Annotated in this window: 15 protein-coding genes; 9 read left to right on the plus strand and 6 right to left on the minus strand. The window is 51.4% G+C overall.

Annotated elements, in window-relative coordinates; translation table 11 throughout:
- Positions 1-73: 73 nt before the first annotated feature.
- The 5 genes from PCO85_04015 to nifJ form a co-directional block, all read right to left on the minus strand.
- Positions 74-1654, minus strand: coding sequence for a DHA2 family efflux MFS transporter permease subunit (locus PCO85_04015; protein WJV54623.1), 1581 nt, complete (start codon positions 1652-1654; stop codon positions 74-76).
- The gene (locus PCO85_04020) at positions 1641-2762 is read right to left on the minus strand and encodes an HlyD family secretion protein (protein ID WJV54624.1); all 1122 of its coding nucleotides are present in this window, start codon (positions 2760-2762) and stop codon (positions 1641-1643) included. Before PCO85_04020 ends, PCO85_04015 begins: the two co-directional genes overlap by 14 nt.
- Positions 2759-3214 carry a MarR family transcriptional regulator gene (locus PCO85_04025; protein WJV54625.1) on the minus strand — a complete coding sequence of 152 codons (456 nt, stop codon included), beginning with the start codon at positions 3212-3214 and terminating at the stop codon, positions 2759-2761. Before PCO85_04025 ends, PCO85_04020 begins: the two co-directional genes overlap by 4 nt.
- A 170-nt stretch (positions 3215-3384) precedes the next feature.
- A complete protein-coding gene (locus tag PCO85_04030; protein ID WJV54626.1) occupies positions 3385-4644 on the minus strand; it encodes a L,D-transpeptidase family protein in 1260 nt (419 codons plus the stop codon).
- A 133-nt stretch (positions 4645-4777) separates the two neighbouring features.
- Positions 4778-8311, minus strand: a complete 3534-nt coding sequence (gene nifJ, locus PCO85_04035) for a pyruvate:ferredoxin (flavodoxin) oxidoreductase (GenBank protein ID WJV54627.1) — start codon at positions 8309-8311, stop codon at positions 4778-4780.
- Positions 8312-8770: 459 nt separating this feature from the next.
- Between nifJ and PCO85_04040 the strand changes: the two genes are divergently transcribed.
- The 8 genes from PCO85_04040 to PCO85_04075 all read left to right on the plus strand — a co-directional run bounded on the left by PCO85_04040 (position 8771) and on the right by PCO85_04075 (position 15590).
- The gene (locus PCO85_04040; protein WJV54628.1) at positions 8771-9196 is read left to right on the plus strand and encodes a hypothetical protein; all 426 of its coding nucleotides are present in this window, start codon (positions 8771-8773) and stop codon (positions 9194-9196) included.
- 132 nt (positions 9197-9328) lie between these two features.
- On the plus strand, positions 9329-9859 hold the full coding sequence (locus PCO85_04045; protein WJV54629.1) for a GNAT family N-acetyltransferase: 531 nt from the start codon (positions 9329-9331) through the stop codon (positions 9857-9859).
- Positions 9860-10111: 252 nt separating this feature from the next.
- Entirely contained in the window at positions 10112-10969 is an 858-nt protein-coding gene (locus tag PCO85_04050; protein ID WJV54630.1) for a transporter substrate-binding domain-containing protein, read from the plus strand.
- A gap of 47 nt (positions 10970-11016) precedes the next feature.
- Positions 11017-11679, plus strand: coding sequence for an amino acid ABC transporter permease (locus PCO85_04055; GenBank protein ID WJV54631.1), 663 nt, complete (start codon positions 11017-11019; stop codon positions 11677-11679).
- Between the two features lie 8 nt (positions 11680-11687).
- Positions 11688-13142 (plus strand): amino acid ABC transporter permease/ATP-binding protein, encoded by a 1455-nt coding sequence (locus PCO85_04060; GenBank protein WJV54632.1) that lies wholly within the window; start codon positions 11688-11690, stop codon positions 13140-13142.
- Between the two features lie 14 nt (positions 13143-13156).
- Complete coding sequence (locus PCO85_04065; GenBank protein WJV54633.1) at positions 13157-13540, plus strand: RidA family protein; 384 nt, start codon at positions 13157-13159, stop codon at positions 13538-13540.
- A gap of 47 nt (positions 13541-13587) precedes the next feature.
- Positions 13588-14355: an IclR family transcriptional regulator gene (locus PCO85_04070; GenBank protein WJV54634.1), complete on the plus strand. Its 768-nt coding sequence runs from the start codon at positions 13588-13590 to the stop codon at positions 14353-14355.
- 17 nt (positions 14356-14372) lie between these two features.
- Positions 14373-15590 (plus strand): amino acid deaminase, encoded by a 1218-nt coding sequence (locus PCO85_04075; GenBank protein WJV54635.1) that lies wholly within the window; start codon positions 14373-14375, stop codon positions 15588-15590.
- 238 nt (positions 15591-15828) lie between these two features.
- On the opposite strand, the gene PCO85_04080 is transcribed toward PCO85_04075, so the two are convergent.
- Positions 15829-16068 carry a DinI family protein gene (locus PCO85_04080; GenBank protein ID WJV54636.1) on the minus strand — a complete coding sequence of 80 codons (240 nt, stop codon included), beginning with the start codon at positions 16066-16068 and terminating at the stop codon, positions 15829-15831.
- A gap of 221 nt (positions 16069-16289) precedes the next feature.
- Between PCO85_04080 and PCO85_04085 the strand changes: the two genes are divergently transcribed.
- Positions 16290-16685, plus strand: coding sequence for a VOC family protein (locus PCO85_04085; protein WJV54637.1), 396 nt, complete (start codon positions 16290-16292; stop codon positions 16683-16685).
- Positions 16686-16697 lie beyond the last annotated feature (12 nt).

The following is a 16697-nucleotide window of genomic DNA, read 5'->3' on the forward strand; positions in this document are numbered from 1 at the left end:
TGCCTAACGATAGCGACCTTTCTGTCCTGGAGCAACCTGTGTATCCGGTCAGCTTTGCCGGCATCACCCGGTATTACCGGCGGGGCGGATTTAGTGTTGATACCTGACGGATAAACCAGGCGGGGATGATCGCGGCAAAAAAGAACATCGCTACAATGTAAAAGCCATCCTGATAAGCGAGCATCTGTGCTTTAGGTGTCAGCATACGCTGAATAAATTCCATTACGCCAGGGTTAACGCTGATATTGAATGGGTCGCCAAACGGGTTACCCCAGTGAGTGTAAAGACTACTGAGTTGGCGGATAGCATCGTTCCCTACCGGATTAGCGGCAGTCAGTGATTCCGCCAGCATTTCACCGTGAAACGTGGTGCGCCGTTCGATCAATACCGAGAGCAGATTAACGCCCAATGCCCCTCCCAACTGACGAATAAAATTCAGGCTTCCCGCCCCCTGAGCCAGCTTGTCTGGTGTCAGGGCACGCAGTGCGCCAGCGTTCAACGCCGGTAACATCACGCCCAGGCCGATACGTCCCACGACAATCCACCAAGCCATAGTCCAGAATGGGGTGTTGGTATCCGCATCACTGGAGAGCCAGCAGGATAATCCGAACAGTAACAAGCCGATGATCACCGGATAGTGTGGTTTCACTCGATCACTGAGCGTCCCGGCCAATGGAAACACCATTCCCAATGCCAGGCCAGCGGGCATCAGCAGTAGACCGGAACGGGTAGGGGTATAACCCTGAATGGTTTGTACAAACAGTGGGATAATGTAGGTTGAACCGTAAATACCGGCTCCCAGGGCAAAAGCAACGATACAGCCGGCAGTAAACGCCCGATTGTTGAATACCCGCAAACTGAGCAGTGGCTGTGGCGTCAGCAGTTCATAAATAATGAACGCCAGAGTCGTCAGCACAGAACAGCTCAACATTCCGATGATAAAAAATGAGTTCCAGCCTTCCCGCTGTCCGTTGGATAAACCAGCCAGCAACGTGGTCAGTGCGATCAACAGCAAGATAAACCCTGGCAGGTCGAATTTATGCCGTGGTGTAGCGGTATCAGCACTTTTTCCCGGTAGTACCACCAAGGCTGCGGCAATACCTGCCAAACAGAACGGGACAACCACCATGAAAACGGCACGCCAGTCTAACTGGTCAACCATCAGCCCTCCGGCCGCTGGTCCGAGGGCGGGGGCCAAGACGACGCCGACGCCATAGATACCCATGGCTCGCCCTCGTTCAGAGGCAGGAAAAACCTGGGAAATGATAATCATCGCTAATGGCTGAATAATGCCGGACGCGCTGCCTTGCAGGATGCGGGCGATAATCACCTCGGTACTGCTCTGGCTGAGGGTCCCCATGATGCTGCCCAGCACAAAAATAACTAACGCGCCGACAAAGGTGGCGCGGTAACCAAAGCGTTCCAGCGTCCAGGCTGTCATCAGCATGGTTGCGGTCATGGAGGCCAGAAACGCAGTGGAGAGCCATTGCACTTGATCCTGCCCCATGCCGAAAGCACCCATGATGTCGTGCATGGCGACATTAACAATAGTCGCGGTGGCGGTAGTCGCAATAGTGCCGAGCATCACTGTCACTGTGGCTAACCAGCGATATGTGTGACCAAAACGCTGTGCCTGGGCTTCAATCGGCGACATTGATGGTCACTTGTGCCATGAGGCCCGGTTTCAGCCGGGTATCGACGTTATCCAGTGCGATACGTACCGGTACACGCTGGGTAATTTTGGTGAAATTACCTGATGGATTGGGGCTGGGTAACAGAGCAAACTGATTAGTTGCGGCGTTTCCGACCCGGACGACATGTCCCTGAAATTGTTGGCCAGGATAAGCATCAACTTCAATATCAACCGGTTGCCCGACTTTCACTCGCGCAATAGCGGTTTCTTTAATATTGGCTTCCACCCACAGGTTATGTGGGTCATGTACCATCATGATCCATTGCCCAGCCTGAATGTATTCCCCAACGTTGGCGATGGTGCGGTCAACGACGCCATCTACTGGAGCACGCAGTGTTCGGTCGGCAATGTCTTGCTTCAATTGCTCAACTTGTGCCTGTAATGCGGCGCGTTGCTGGCGTTGCATATCGATCTGTCGATCCAGTACCTGTAGTGTATTACGTTGTGCTTTGGCATTAGCGAGTGCTGCCCGCTGTGCATCGCGTTGAGCCTCCGCTTCCCGTAGTCCGCTTTGCCGCTGTAGCCATGTGGTGTGGGATTCGTCCCAGGTTTTTTTCGACGTCAGGTTTCGTTTTAATAACTGGTCATCACGCTGAAAATTGCTCTGAGCCAGTGCGAGCTGATAACCCGCGTTGCTAAGAGCCGATTCAGCTGCCGCCAGCTCTGATTGTGCCTGTGCCTGTTCAGCTTGAGTGGTAAGGTCCGTAACTTGGCGTTGAGTCTGACTGTAGCTGACCTGGGCATCGGCCGCTGCCAGGCTGCCCTCCAGCGCGGCAAGCTGCAATTTTGCGTCACGATTGTCAATTTGCGCCAATATCTGGCCCTTTTTGATGACATCACCGTCAATCACCGGGCGGGCCGTTAACCAGCCGTCTTGCCGGCTGGCAAGGGAAATGACTTCTCCCACGATATGCGCATCGTTTTCAGTAATGTGCGTCAAACGTTGGTAAAACCAGAACGAGGCTGCCACCAGCACTGCGAGCAATATTGTCACGCCTGCCAGCAATAGCGTTTTATGGCGGTGATTCAGATGATGAAACCCTGCCAGCATCGGTAACGTTATTCTCATGACTGATTTTGTTCTAGGCGGGTTAAATTGCCGATGACCTGCCCGACAAACTGGCTTACCTGCTCAATGTCTTGTTCCGATAACCCTTCCAATGCATGAGTACGGATCTTGTTGGCAATATTTTCTACTTTTTCCACTTGTTGCAGACCTTGTTCGGTCAGATGAATCTCTTTAAAACGACGATCTGTACCTTCTCGCCTTTCGATGAGCCCCTGTTTTTGCAGGCAGTCGAGTAACCGCACTACCGCTGAGGCATCCAGACCGATAGCATCCGCCAGGGCTTTTTGGTGGGAGGGTGTTTCTGCCCGGGCGATATACAACAAGGGTAACCAGGTGGCTTGGGTTAGCCCATACGGCTGTAATTCACGGTCAATGACACGCCGCCAAAGACGAGTAGTTTGCCCAAGCATCACGGCAAAGCGACGACGGGAAGATGATTCAGTAAATGACATAACGATTTATATCCAGTGAATGACATATCATTAATTAACAATGCAACTAATGATAAGTCAATTTATTTTGTGCGATATCGCACAGACGTTTCTCTCTGGTTACGCATGGTAGAAAAAGGGAAATGATAGAGGAGAGCAGGGCAGCCCGTGGGCTGCTCCTGAGAATAATATTACGATTTGTTAACGGTGGTCGCCGGTGTGGCAGGTGTTGTTGTTTGCGCACTTCCATCCGTTGTTGCAGCCGGTTGTGTGGCCGACTGGCTGCTATCCGAAGTGGCAGGTGTTGTTGTTTGCGCACTTCCATCCGTTGTTGCGGCCGGTTGCGCGGCAGACTGGCTGCTATCCGAAGTGGCAGGTGTTGTTGTTTGCGCACTCCCATCCGCTGTTACGGCCGGTTGCGCGGTGGACGGGCTATTATCCGGAGTGGCAGGTGTCGCAGCGGCCTGCTGAATAATTGGCGCCTGTGTTTCGGGAGCGGGGGTGACCTCTGGAGCCGCTTCTTCTACTGGTCCGTTGACTTTCACCGGTATACCAAGACGGTTTCTAAGCGCCAGATCAGTCACGCGATCATTTACGCTTGGATCCGCCAGGATTTTGGCTACACTGTCAGGCAGTGTGATCGGAATGGGGGCGTTGGAGTTGAACTCCGCAGCGTCACGAGACAGTGGGTGATGTACCTCAATGTAGCGTGAACCATCCGGTTCAACCGTGGCTTTCACCGGTTCGTTGATAAATTGCACGCGGGTGCCCACCGGTATGTGGTCGAACAGATACTTGATATCTTTGTCGCGCAGACGAACACAACCGTGGCTGACGCGCAGACCGATGCCGAAATTGGCGTTAGTACCGTGAATGGCATACAGACGGCCAACGTAAAGTGCATACAATCCCATCGGATTATCTGGACCGGCCGGATAAACCTCTGGCAGTGTTTCACCTCGGGCCGCGTATTCGGCATGCATGGCGGCCGTTGGCGTCCAGGTCGGGCGCGCCTTTTTCCGCTGCACGGACGTTATCCAGTTGATCGGGGTGTCTTTACCCAGTTCACCAATACCGATAGGTAATACAATCACGGTGTTGGTGCCTTTGGGGTAGTAGTAAAGGCGCATTTCCGCACTGTTGATAATAATGCCTTCATGTGGCGTATCCGGCAGGATCAACTGCTGTGGAATAAGCATGGTTCTGCCTGGACGCGGCAAATAGGCATCAATACCGGGGTTCGCTTCCATCATATTGCTCAGCCCCATCTGATACTCGGCGGCAAAATGTTCTAATGGTTGCGTACTATCCTTTGGAATAGTGACGTGAATATTTTCACCGACTAACCGGCCTTTACCGGCGGGCAGTGGGTAGACAACGGCGAGTGCTGCTTGACTAAATGTGACAGTCGCCAGAACTAGGATCAGGGTCGCGCGAATACTCATTTTCATGTCTTTGTTGAGTGTTAAAGCCTACCAGCATAACGGAGTATGCTTATTTATGGTCAATAGAGACCGGATGCGCATTATATGTGCAGAAAGCTCACAGAGAAATACTCCGTGCGATGAATCACATTTTTTGCTGTTACTCCGATGACGTTTTTTCGGTTTTTCCAGCCATCATGGTCAGAAAATCATAACGACGGCGCAGATCTTCTTCAGCTTCCTGGTAAAGCCGTGCCGCATCATCCGGCGATTGGTTGTTAAGACGGCGGAAGCGTTGTTCATTAAGCAGGGTTTCGCTCAGACTGGCGGATGGCGGACGGGAATCCGTCACCAGGGCCGGTTTACCTTGCTCGCTACGTCGCGGATCGAAGCGGTACAGCGGCCAGAAGCCGGTCGTAGTAAGCTGGCGCATCTGGTCGTGACTGAACGCCAGATCGTAACCATGCTCTTCACAAGGGCTGTAGGCAATGATCAATGACGGACCAGGCCAGGCCTCGGCTTCCTGAATGGCTTTCACCGTTTGATTCAGTTGGGCGCCAAGGGAAATCTGCGCCACATAGACATGGCCGTACATCATGATATTGATGCCCAAGTCTTTGCGTACCTTGCGCTTGCCCTTTTCACCAAACTTCGTCACGGCTCCCAACGGGGTGGCTTTGGACTGTTGTCCGCCAGTGTTGGAGTAACACTGGGTATCAAGTACCAGTACGTTGACGTTTTCCGACAGGCTCATTACATGGTCCAGACCACCATAACCGATATCATAGGCCCAGCCGTCTCCGCCGATCAGCCAGACGGATTTATCCACCAGATGATCGGCATCGGCGGCCAGTATGCGGGCGGGTTCGCTGTTTATCTTGCTCAGTTGCTCCCGTAACTGTGCGACCTGCTGGCGGCGAAGGTCCGTGGCGGCGGTCGCTTCCTGCAAATCGACGACCAGTTCTGCCGGTAACTGTGGTGCCAGTTGCAGCAGCAGCCGTAGTGTGCGTTGACGGTGTTGATCTATGCTAAGGCGAAAACCAAGACCGAATTCGGCATTATCTTCAAACAACGAGTTGGCCCAGGCCGGCCCACGTCCCTGAGCATCGGTAGTCCAGGGTGTTGTCGGCAGGTTGCCGCCGTAAATGGAAGAGCAACCGGTAGCGTTGGCCACCAGTAAGTGATCACCATACAACTGGGTCAACAGCTTGATATAAGGTGTTTCACCACAACCGGAGCAGGCACCGGAATATTCAAACAGCGGGGTGATCAACTGCGACGTTCGGATATCAATGCGCTCCAGTTTGGAACGATCAATTTCCGGCAGTTGCAGAAAGAAATCATAGTGCGTTTTTTCTACGGTCAGATGTTCCAGTCGTGACGCCATATTGATGGCCTTGATTGTCGGATCCTGGCGATCTTTGGCAGGGCAGACTTCCACGCAGAGATTGCACCCGGTGCAGTCCTCCGGCGCAACCTGTAGTACGTACTTTTGGCCCCGCATGTCACGGGATTTGACATCCAGTGATTGCAGTGACGACGGTGCCGAAGCCATGGCGTCAGCGGGCACGACTTTAGCGCGAATCGCCGAATGAGGGCAGGCCGCCACGCAATGGTTGCACTGGGTACAAAGCTCTGGTTTCCACAACGGAATCTCTTCTGCGATATTGCGTTTTTCCCACTGGGTGGTGCCGGTCGGCCAGGTGCCGTCCGGTGGTAAGGCCGAGACCGGTAAGCTATCACCCAACCCGGCGAGCATGGCGGCGGTCACGGTTTTTACGAAATCTGGCGCGGCATCGGATACTATCGGTGGGCGGCACCCGCTTTCCGGGTTCACCGGTTCCAGATTCACCGCAGCTAATGCGTCAAGCGTGGCATCTAACGCCTGCCAGTTGCGCTCAACCAGATCCTGCCCTTTATTACCGTAACTGCTAGCGATAGCCGAACGCAGTTTTTCCCGTGCATCATCCCCTGGCAAGATGCGGGATAGATGGAAGAACGCCATTTGCATGACGGTGTTAATCCGTGCGCCTAGCTGGCATTCGCGGGCAATTCTGGCGGCATTGATGCAATAAACCCGGGCCTGGCGCTGGTTCAGCTCGGCCTGCACTTCCTGTGGCAGACGATGCCAGAGGTCATCACTGGGGTAAGGGGTATTAATCAGGAAAATGCCGCCGGGTTTCAGTCGTTCCACCATATTGTACTTATCCATGAACTGCCACTGGTGACAGGCGACAAAATCGGCCTGATCAATCAGGTAGGCGGCGTTAATCGGATGAGGGCCGACACGCATATGGGAAACGGTCAGACTGCCGGCTTTTTTGGAGTCATAGACGAAGTAACCCTGTACAAACAAGGGCGTGGCATTCCCGACGATCTTGATGGAATTCTTGGCCGCAGAGACGGTGCCGTCACTGCCCAGTCCATAGAACAGCGCTTCAAGTGTGCAGTGGCTGGGTGTCGTTTCGGCGCTAAGCGGCAAGGATAGATGGGTGATGTCATCATAAATTCCCACGGTGAAGCGGGGTCGGGGGTTGGTCAGTGCTAACTCTTTAAATACCGCCTCCACGCATTGCGGTGTGAATTCTTTTGAGGAGAGACCGTAACGTCCACCGATCACTCGTGGCATCAGTGGGCGCTCACCGCGCGAGAAGGCTTCTGCCAGTGCGGTCATGACATCCAGATACAGCGGTTCAGCCAACGATCCTGGTTCTTTGGTCCGATCCAGCACAGCAATACGCTGTGCCTGTTGCGGGATAACCGACAGCAAATGATGAGCGGAGAATGGGCGGTACAACCGCACTTTTACTACCCCGACTTTTTCGCCGCGCGTAAGCAGCGTATCAATCATTTCTTCACTGGTGCCCACGCCAGAACCCATCAGCACGATAATGCGCGTCGCCTCTGGATGGCCATAATATTCAAATGGTTGGTACTGGCGCCCGGTAACGTTGGCAAAATCATTCATTGCCTGCTCGACATGCCGGACGGCGTTGTCATACCAGGGATTGGTGGCTTCACGGGCCTGGAAGAACGTGTCCGGGTTTGAGGCGATACCGCGGATCACTGGATGGTCAGGTGTAAGTGCTCGCTCACGGTGTGCGGCAATGGCCTGCTGTGGCAGTAACTGATGCAGTTGCACATCGCTGAGCGGTTCAATCTTGTTGATCTCGTGTGAGGTGCGGAATCCATCAAAAAAATGAATAAAGGGTAAACGGCTGTTCAGGCTGGCTATTTGGGATATCAGTGCGAAATCCTGCGCTTCCTGTACGTTGCTGGCACACAACATGGCGCAGCCCGTCTGACGTACCGCCATGACATCGGAATGGTCACAGAAAATAGACAACGCATGGCTGGCGACGGTACGCGCCGCAACATGCAGCACAAACGGCATCAACTGGCCGGCCAGTTTGTACAGTGTCGGGATCATTAACAGTAATCCCTGCGAAGAAGTAAAGGACGTCGCCAACGCACCGGTCTGTAACGCACCATGTACAGTCGCAATAGCACCGGCTTCCGACTGCATCTCGACTACGCGTGGCGTGTCTCCCCAGATATTTTTACGCCCATCACTCGACCAGGCTGACGCCTGCTCTGCCATGGTGGAACTTGGGGTGATGGGGTAGATGGCGATGACTTCATTGGTTCGCCAGGCCACGGAGGTGACCGCGTTATTACCGTCGGTGGTGATCATGACTACGCCTTATTGCTGAACGAATTACGGTATGAAACGGTATTATCGCCGTTGATGTCACATAGGGTTGTATCAAAGTGTGTAATTTTTTACTGCATGAATCCTGCTTCTAATCCGTAGATGAGATAGCGCCCGTAGATGAGATAGTGAAAGCATAGCAGCGAACATTATGGGCTGTGGTAATGAAAAGTGGACATGCTGTGAAATTAAAACGGGAGCGGGCAGCTATTAATTGATTTTATGTCACGATTTGAGCGAGAAGATGTGCAACAGGATGTTATTACCAGTAGATTTGAATAAGGCAACAGTTAACGGTTGTTTATGTTGTCTGCAAGTGTAGTGGCAGCGATGTGGCTTATCCGGGGAGATAATTGCCTATTTGCTAATGGAATCAGGCTGTGACGGTAAGGAAGCGGGGCACTTTTATTGACAGAAACATTTACTTAATGAAGGAACAGCATGATGTCGACTGAGCTGAAAGATAAGCTGGTTTCTGTATTGTCTTCCTTGCGGGAAAACGGGTTTACGCCAGAAGAGGCGGTTAATCACATCATTCAGGCGTTAGGTAGCCAATATACCGATGTTTCCCGGATTAATATTCTGACGGCCCGATTGGTTGTTGAGGTTCTTCAGATGGCCTACGAAGATGATATTTCCGCGCAGAATAATGGGGTTATCTTGCGTAAGCTCGGTTATGTCGGTAGAGATGTGGCGGATAGCATTCACTTTTGTTATCCACAGCTGACGCCACAGGATATCGGACAGATTGTGCTCACGTCTGATGTTCACTCGAATACCGATCGTGCCACGTTTGTCGCGGCAATGTCCTATGCCGGTTATCGCCAACAGGAAAGCGAACAGGTTGCCAGCATGCTCTACCCTTGATTCTGTCTCCGGGTCTGTATTTTTGCTGCCAGACCCGGAACTATCAACGCCGGAAGCTCACAAACGGTTATCGTGCGTCAGTCAGGTTGGCGCTGTTTATGATATCGGTACCACCGGCAGAAGGGTAATATTATGCAGCAGCAGCCATCTATTAATACCAACCGCTTAATTCTGCGCCCTTTCCAGGCCGATGATGCAGTACGAGTTTGCGCCTTATTAAATGACGATCCTCACATTGCTGAGATGACGATCGATATTCCTTATCCTTGTCCTTTACCTACCATTGAAGCGTGGATTGCCGCTCATCCCGGTGACTGGGAAAGCAGAAAAAGCGTTGTATTTGCTATTACTCTGCGGGAGAGCGGCGAGTTGATAGGTACGGTGTCGCTCTTGGCGCTTGATAGTCAATATCCTGAAACAGGTTTTTGGCTGGGAAAGGATTTCAGACGTAAAGGGTTTACTACGGAAGCAAATTATCACATCTGCCAGTTTGCTTTCGAGCAACTTGGATTGACCCAGCTATACAGCTGCCACCTGCGGCACAATTCTGCATCAGGCCGGGTGCTGCTAAAAAGTCATTTTCACTTTCTGGATTGCAAAACCCTATTTGTTCCCGTTTTGGAACGGGAAGAAACCTTGTGTTTCTACCGCCGAAAAGCATAGAAATAGCAACCTGCCACTTTCGTTGATGTTTCCCATATATGCTTCTTTTTTGTGCATCATGATTTAATTTGGTGCAATTACATCTTTTTTTTCTTCCCAGAGACATTACCTTCACGTTGTCCTTATCAACTATTTTTCGTCTTTTTTCATCGTATTAAGCAATTTTTTTTCAATATGTTCATATTGGCATTTTTACTGCATATATTCCATTGTTACGAAAACAATTCCGTTATAACGTAAAATGGTGACATTATGAACATAAACGTATTTTCAGGGAAAAATAAAAAACTGGGCTGTTTGTTGCTGAGTGGCGTGATGCTATTTGCCTATGCCACTTCTGGATATGCCGCCAAGTTAGAGGATGTTTTAAAGCGAGGTTATTTGATCGTCGGTACTGGAAGTACCAATGCACCGTGGGGATTTTTAGGGGCAAATGGTCAATTGCAGGGATTTGATATTGATATCGCAAGAATCATTGCCAAGGGATTGTTTAACGATCTGAACAAAGTGCAGTTTGTACAACAATCCTCGGATGCCCGTATTCCAAATCTGTTGACGGACAAAGTGGATTTAACCTGCCAAGGCATGACAGTCACTGCTCAGCGGGCCCAACAGGTCGATTTCACTATTCCTTATTATCGGGAAGGCGTGGCGTTGCTGTTACTGGCAAACAGCAAGTATAAACAGGTTGATGATATGAAGGCGGCCGGTACTTCGCTGCGTGTCGCAGTATTGCAGAATGTCTATGCCGAACAGTTGGTGCATCAGGCATTACCCAAAGCGACTGTTGCGCAGTATGACAGTGTTGACTTGATGTATCAGGCGTTGAATTCGGGACGGGCAGATGCTGTTGCTACCGATCAGTCGTCCGCACGCTGGCTGATGGTCCAAACTCCTGGGCATTATCGCTCTCCTGACTATGCCTGGAGCCCGCAAAGCTATTCCTGTGCGATAAAACGTGGCGATCAGGAGTGGGAAAACTATCTCAATACCGCCTTACATGAAGCCATGACCGGGGTAGATTTCGGTGACTATGCCACTGCCTATAAGAAATGGTTTGGTGTTTCCCTGCCATCACCGGCAATCGGATTCCCGGTGGAATATAAATAAGGGGCGAATGCCTGGTGGTTTTCTCCACCGGGCATTGAGGTAACACTATGAATTATCAACTTAATTTTGCACCGGTGTGGCAAAATTTCGATCTGCTGCTATCGGGATTGTGCCTGGGGCTTGAACTGTCGTTGCTTTCGATTGTTCTGGGGTGCGTGCTGGGGCTCACTTCGGCATTTTGTATGTTATCCAGACACGCCTCGTTACGTTGGCTGGCGTTGATTTATGTCACCGTGGTGCGCAACCTGCCGATTCTGATCCTGATTCTGATGATCTACTTCGCCTTACCGAGCCTCGGTATCATGCTCGATCAGATCGGATCGTTCATTGTCACGCTGTCTCTCTATGCTGGCGCTTATCTGACCGAGGTGTTCCGGGCCGGATTGCTGAATATTCCGGCTGGACAACGTGAAGCCGGGCAGGCCATCGGGCTGAAAGAGTGGCAGATCAAGCGTTATATCGTCATTCCCATTATGTTTCGCAACGTGCTGCCATCACTGAGTAATAATTTTATCTCGCTGTTTAAAGACACTTCTTTGGCAGCGACTATCGCGGTGCCAGAACTGACGTTCTATGCCCGTAAGATCAATCTGGAAAGCTATCGGGTGATTGAAACCTGGCTGGTGACCAGTTTGCTTTACATCGTGAGCTGCTACCTGATTGCCCGCGCATTGCGGATGGTCGAACAGCGATTGGCATTGGCGCGTTAGGAGGCCTTATGAATGATCCTTTTAGCTGGTGGTACCAACTGTGGCAGGCCAAAACAACCCTTGCCCAGGGATTTATGGTCACTGTGCTGAGTTCCGGGCTGGCTATTATCGGTGGTACGGTCATGGGTACGTTGATCGGCGTAGTCATCACCTTTGGTCATCGCCTGTTACGCCTGTTATTGCGTTTATACATTGATGTGATTCGTGGTACGCCGGTACTGGTCCTGGTGTTGGCCTGCTTTTATATTGCGCCGGCTGTCGGCTGGAACATCGGTGCGTTCGAAGCGGGGGTTCTGGCACTGACTCTGTTCTGTAGTTCGCACGTAGCGGAGATTGTCCGTGGGGCGTTACAGGCGGTTCCTAAAGGCCAAAGCGAGGCCGCGAAAGCGATTGCCCTGACCTTTTATCAAGACCTGTGGTATGTGCAGCTGCCGCAAGCACTAAGACAAATTCTGCCAACCTGGGTCAACTCTGCGGCGGAAATTGTCAAGGCGTCCACCTTGCTTTCTGTCATCGGGGTGGCGGATCTACTGCTGAGTTCTCAACAGATTATCGCCCGAACCTTTATGACCCTGCCGTTCTATGCTTTCGCCGGCTTGCTGTTTTTCATCATCAACTTTTCCATTGAGTGCCTGGGGCGTTATCTGGAAAAAAAGAGTGAGGCTTCCATGAATCAGACTGTAGTAACCGCGACTTCAGGCACGCCACTGCTTACGACCAACAATCTACATAAGCGTTATGACACGGTGGAAGTGTTGAAAGGCGTCGATCTCTGTATGAATAAAAGCGATGTGGTGACGCTCATTGGTTCCAGTGGTTCTGGAAAAACCACATTGCTACGTTGTGTCAACCTGCTGGAAGAGTTTCAGCAAGGGGATATTTTATTAAATAATCAACGCATCGGTTATCACGAAAAAAACCGGCAGCGGGTTCGCCATTCCGAGAAAGTCATCGCGCAGCATCGAGCCATGACCGGTATGGCATTTCAGCAGTTCAATCTTTTTCCTCATCTCTCTGCCCTGGAAAATGTCACGTTGGGGCTGCTTAAAGTTAAAAAGATGCACAAGGATGAAGCGATAGCCACTGCTGAACGGTGGCTGGATCGGGTTGGATTGTTGGCTCGGCGAGATCATTTTCCCGGCCAGCTCTCGGGTGGTCAGCAACAGCGTGTGGCCATCGCCCGTGCTATTGCCATGAATCCGAGCCTGATGTTGTTTGATGAAGTGACCTCCGCGCTGGATCCGGAATTGGTGGGAGAAGTGCTGGCGGTGGTGAAAAGTCTGGCGGAAGAGGGCATGACCATGCTGTTGGTCACACATGAAATGCGTTTTGCCTATGAAGTTTCAGACCGGATTATTTTTATGAATCAGGGGCGCATCGAGGAAGAGGGAACACCGGAACAGCTTTTCCATCATCCACAATCGCCGCGTTTAGTCGAATTTCTTAAACATTCTCATTTTTAATCAAGGAGCTTTTTATGAGTATTACCCGTTATGGTGCCGGAGAAAAAGGCGCTGGTGGACAGCCGTTGCCTTTTGCCAGAGCGGTAGAAGCGGATGGCTGGCTGTATGTTTCCGGTCAAATTGCGATGGAAAACGGTGAGGTCGCGGAAGGGGGAATTATCCCGCAATCCCACAAAGCGATTCAAAATCTGGTGGCTATTCTTCATGAAGCAGGATATGGACTGGAGCATGTGGTGAGGGTTGGCGTCTGGCTGGATGACCCACGGGATTTCTGGAGCTTCAACCGTGTTTTCAGCGAATATTTTGGTGCGGACGCCCCCGCGCGCGCCTGTGTTCAGTCCAGTATGATGGTAGATTGTAAAGTTGAAGTTGACTGCGTGGCTTATAAGGCTAAGTAGCCGGGATTGGCGGCATCAACATTGACTATGGTGGGGTAAGGAGTTCGATGATGACATCACCCGACGTCAGGCGCCGGGCCAAGGGTATCGACCGGGCACTTGATATTCTGGACTATCTGAAGAAACAGCGTCAGCCAATGCGGGCGAATGATATTGCGAAAGGTATCAATGCGCCGACATCTACGGTGTACGAGATGGTGGCACTGCTTCAGGAACGTCGTTTTCTGGAAGCCGTCGGGAACGATGGCATGGTGTATTTAGGACGAGAGCTCTATTTTCTTGGACAGGCGCATCTTGATCATTTCGATTTTTCCCGCGAGTCGGACCGTTTTTTACAACAAATTGTCGCAAAGACGGGTGAAACGGCCCAGATGTGTCTGCTGAACGGGAATAAATACAACGTGGCGCTGATGCGCGAGGGGGAGCGTGCTTTTCGCATTTCCTCTGAAGTGGGGCAGGATACGCCGATTCCCTGGACAGCATCTGGAAGGCTGCTGTTGGGGCATATGAGTGACGATGAAATCCAGGCTTTTATTCCACCAGAGGATTTCCGCCTGCCTAACGGCGAATACCTGCCGGTGGCTAACTATCTGGAGGAAATTCATCAGGCCCGGCACGATGGTTTTTTCTCGTTTGACAGTATTGCGGATACTTATACTCACTGTTTCGCCGCCGGTATTTATTCAGCGCGTCGCTGCGTCGCCACTTTTTGTATTGTGGCACCGCGTGGTGATGCCATTACCCATTACAACCATTATCGGGATGTGTTGCTGGAGTGCGCTCGCGGGATGGAAGCGCGTTTGTCCGGCCACTAATGCCCAGGGAGTTCTCAATGAGTGAACTGTCTCACAGCCATGTAGAGAAAGGCGTGCCGGTTAACGGTAGCCATTTGCTGACTCAAGTGACGTTGCCAGCGCTGGTCCTGCATCAGACCGCGTTGCAGCATAATTTGATGTGGATGCAACGTTATGCCGAACAACACGGTGCCCGTTTGGCACCCCACGGGAAAACCACCATGACGCCGGGCCTGTTTCGACGTCAACTGGAGGCTGGCGCCTGGGGGATCACACTGGCAACAGCGGTACAGTGTTCGGTCGCCGCTGCGCAAGGTGTTCCGCGTATTTTGTTGGCGAACCAATTGGTGGGTACACCCAATATGGCGATCATCGCCGCTTTGCTGAAGCAGCATAAGGTGGAGTTCCACTGTCTGGTGGACAGCCCGGAAAATGTTCGTCAATTGGGGATGTTTTTTGCCGCACAAGGGCTGACGATCAACGTCATGCTGGAGATTGGTGTGGCGCATGGCCGCTGCGGCTGTCGTACGCCGGAACAGGTTGATGCGGTGCTGGCAGCGATTGCGGTATGTCCTGCGGTGCGGTTGAGCGGTATTGAAGGTTATGAAGGTGTAATTCATGGCGAACAGGCAGAAGAGGATATCCGCAAGTTTGCCGCTTATCTGGTACAAACGGCGGTGATGTTGAAAGCGGCTGGCAGGTTTGATCTCGAGCATCCGTATGTCACGGCATCTGGATCAGCCTGGTATGATCTGATCGCCGGAGAGTTTCAGCGCTTGCAGGCTGAAACTGACTTCCAGCCCTTGCTGCGTCCGGGATGTTATCTGGTGCATGATCATGGTTTGTACAAGACGTCACAGGCGTCGCTGTTACACCGCCATCCGGAAATGGATGGCGCGCTACAGCCAGCGATGGAAGTGTGGGCCCATGTTCAGTCGTTGCCTGAGCCGGGGTGCGCCATTGTGGCGTTAGGTAAAAGAGACATCGCGTTTGATGCCGGATTGCCGGTGCCGTTACGGTCCTATGCGGTTTCCAGACAACAATTCACGCCAGTGGCACTGGATGAGACGTTTCGCGTTACCGCGTTGATGGATCAGCACGCTTTTCTGCAAATACCCGAACACCATTCGCTTCAGGTCGGCGATGTGATCGCCTTTGGCGCGTCCCATCCCTGCCTGACCTTTGATAAATGGCGTTATGTCACGCTGGTTGATGAGTCCTTGAATGTGGTAGAAACCCTGCCAACGTATTTCTGATGTAAATAGTGCTGTGCTATTAATGTGATGGCATTACCAAATGCCCTGTCTATCAGGGCATTCACTGACGGTAGTTACAGCGATGTGCCATAAATATCAGTGTTGTTGTCTTATTGAATGGGGTACGGCGAATACGAAGAGGGTGCTAATCAATGTCAACGGCGTTCAGGTGATACGCGCTTGGCAATCGGTGATGTGATGTCAAAACGCGTAGTATAATAACAGGATCAAGGGCTGGCTATTCCATCGTCAGCCATTCATCGGCTTCTTCAAACATCTCTTCAATGATGCGGTTAATCGTGGATTTTTCCTGCCGAGTGGCATCGGAGTTAATCGTATTAGCCTGCATGGGTTTGACTTTTATTTCCGCATCTGGGAAAACCCGGTGAATCCGTTTGGTTAATTCGGCTTCGATCAGCACTGCGGCGTTTTGTAAGCCATTCACGTTTCTTTTATCGTAAACCAGTTCTACATACATAATGCTGTCCCTATAAAAACACTGTGTAAATATACAGACATGGTGTGTGGCGTGGCAACGGTATTTTCACTAAATTGATATTAATACTGATGGTCAGCCAGCTATTTCTCCTGCCGGAATCCATTATCTGAGGGCTCAATGAAAATCGCGGAATAGGACAGCTGAACCCGTCATAAGGAAATGGTAAAAAGAAGTGTGATTAATATCGACATAGGGTCTTTATGATAGCGACATTACGCATTGCCCGCCCGGTAACGGATTTGCAAAAAAGCCTGTCAATGTATAGCCGCGGTTTGGCATTACAGAAAATTGCTGAATTTGCTGATCATGCCGGGTTTAGCGGTGTAATGCTGGGGCGGGAAAATTTGCCCTGGCACTTGGAGTTTACGTTTTGCCATACACATCCGATTATACCGTCTCCCACGGTGGATGATCTGCTGGTGTTGTATATTCCTGAGCAGGATCAATGGGTGCTTGCCTGCCAGCGTATGGAACAAGCTGGATTCAGCACAGTAAAATCGTTCAATCCCTATTGGGATCAGCAGGGGAAAACTTTCTGTGACCATGATGGCTATCGGGTGGTACTACAAAACAGTAGCTGGCCGGTGGTCCGTTGATGGTAAAGGTCT

Origin of the sequence: Prodigiosinella aquatilis, assembly GCA_030388725.1 — a bacterium.
Taxonomy (GTDB): domain Bacteria; phylum Pseudomonadota; class Gammaproteobacteria; order Enterobacterales; family Enterobacteriaceae; genus Prodigiosinella; species Prodigiosinella aquatilis.

Bases quoted from the DNA above. Each gene is read 5' to 3' on its own strand.
- PCO85_04015 (WJV54623.1), bottom strand. From the start codon at position 1,654: ATGTCGCCGATTGAAGCCCAGGCACAGCGTTTTGGTCACACATATCGC.
- PCO85_04020 (WJV54624.1), bottom strand. From the start codon at position 2,762: ATGAGAATAACGTTACCGATGCTGGCAGGGTTTCATCATCTGAATCAC.
- PCO85_04025 (WJV54625.1), bottom strand. From the start codon at position 3,214: ATGTCATTTACTGAATCATCTTCCCGTCGTCGCTTTGCCGTGATGCTT.
- PCO85_04030 (WJV54626.1), bottom strand. From the start codon at position 4,644: ATGAAAATGAGTATTCGCGCGACCCTGATCCTAGTTCTGGCGACTGTC.
- nifJ (WJV54627.1), bottom strand. From the start codon at position 8,311: ATGATCACCACCGACGGTAATAACGCGGTCACCTCCGTGGCCTGGCGA.
- PCO85_04040 (WJV54628.1), top strand. From the start codon at position 8,771: ATGATGTCGACTGAGCTGAAAGATAAGCTGGTTTCTGTATTGTCTTCC.
- PCO85_04045 (WJV54629.1), top strand. From the start codon at position 9,329: ATGCAGCAGCAGCCATCTATTAATACCAACCGCTTAATTCTGCGCCCT.
- PCO85_04050 (WJV54630.1), top strand. From the start codon at position 10,112: ATGAACATAAACGTATTTTCAGGGAAAAATAAAAAACTGGGCTGTTTG.
- PCO85_04055 (WJV54631.1), top strand. From the start codon at position 11,017: ATGAATTATCAACTTAATTTTGCACCGGTGTGGCAAAATTTCGATCTG.
- PCO85_04060 (WJV54632.1), top strand. From the start codon at position 11,688: ATGAATGATCCTTTTAGCTGGTGGTACCAACTGTGGCAGGCCAAAACA.
- PCO85_04065 (WJV54633.1), top strand. From the start codon at position 13,157: ATGAGTATTACCCGTTATGGTGCCGGAGAAAAAGGCGCTGGTGGACAG.
- PCO85_04070 (WJV54634.1), top strand. From the start codon at position 13,588: ATGATGACATCACCCGACGTCAGGCGCCGGGCCAAGGGTATCGACCGG.
- PCO85_04075 (WJV54635.1), top strand. From the start codon at position 14,373: ATGAGTGAACTGTCTCACAGCCATGTAGAGAAAGGCGTGCCGGTTAAC.
- PCO85_04080 (WJV54636.1), bottom strand. From the start codon at position 16,068: ATGTATGTAGAACTGGTTTACGATAAAAGAAACGTGAATGGCTTACAA.
- PCO85_04085 (WJV54637.1), top strand. From the start codon at position 16,290: ATGATAGCGACATTACGCATTGCCCGCCCGGTAACGGATTTGCAAAAA.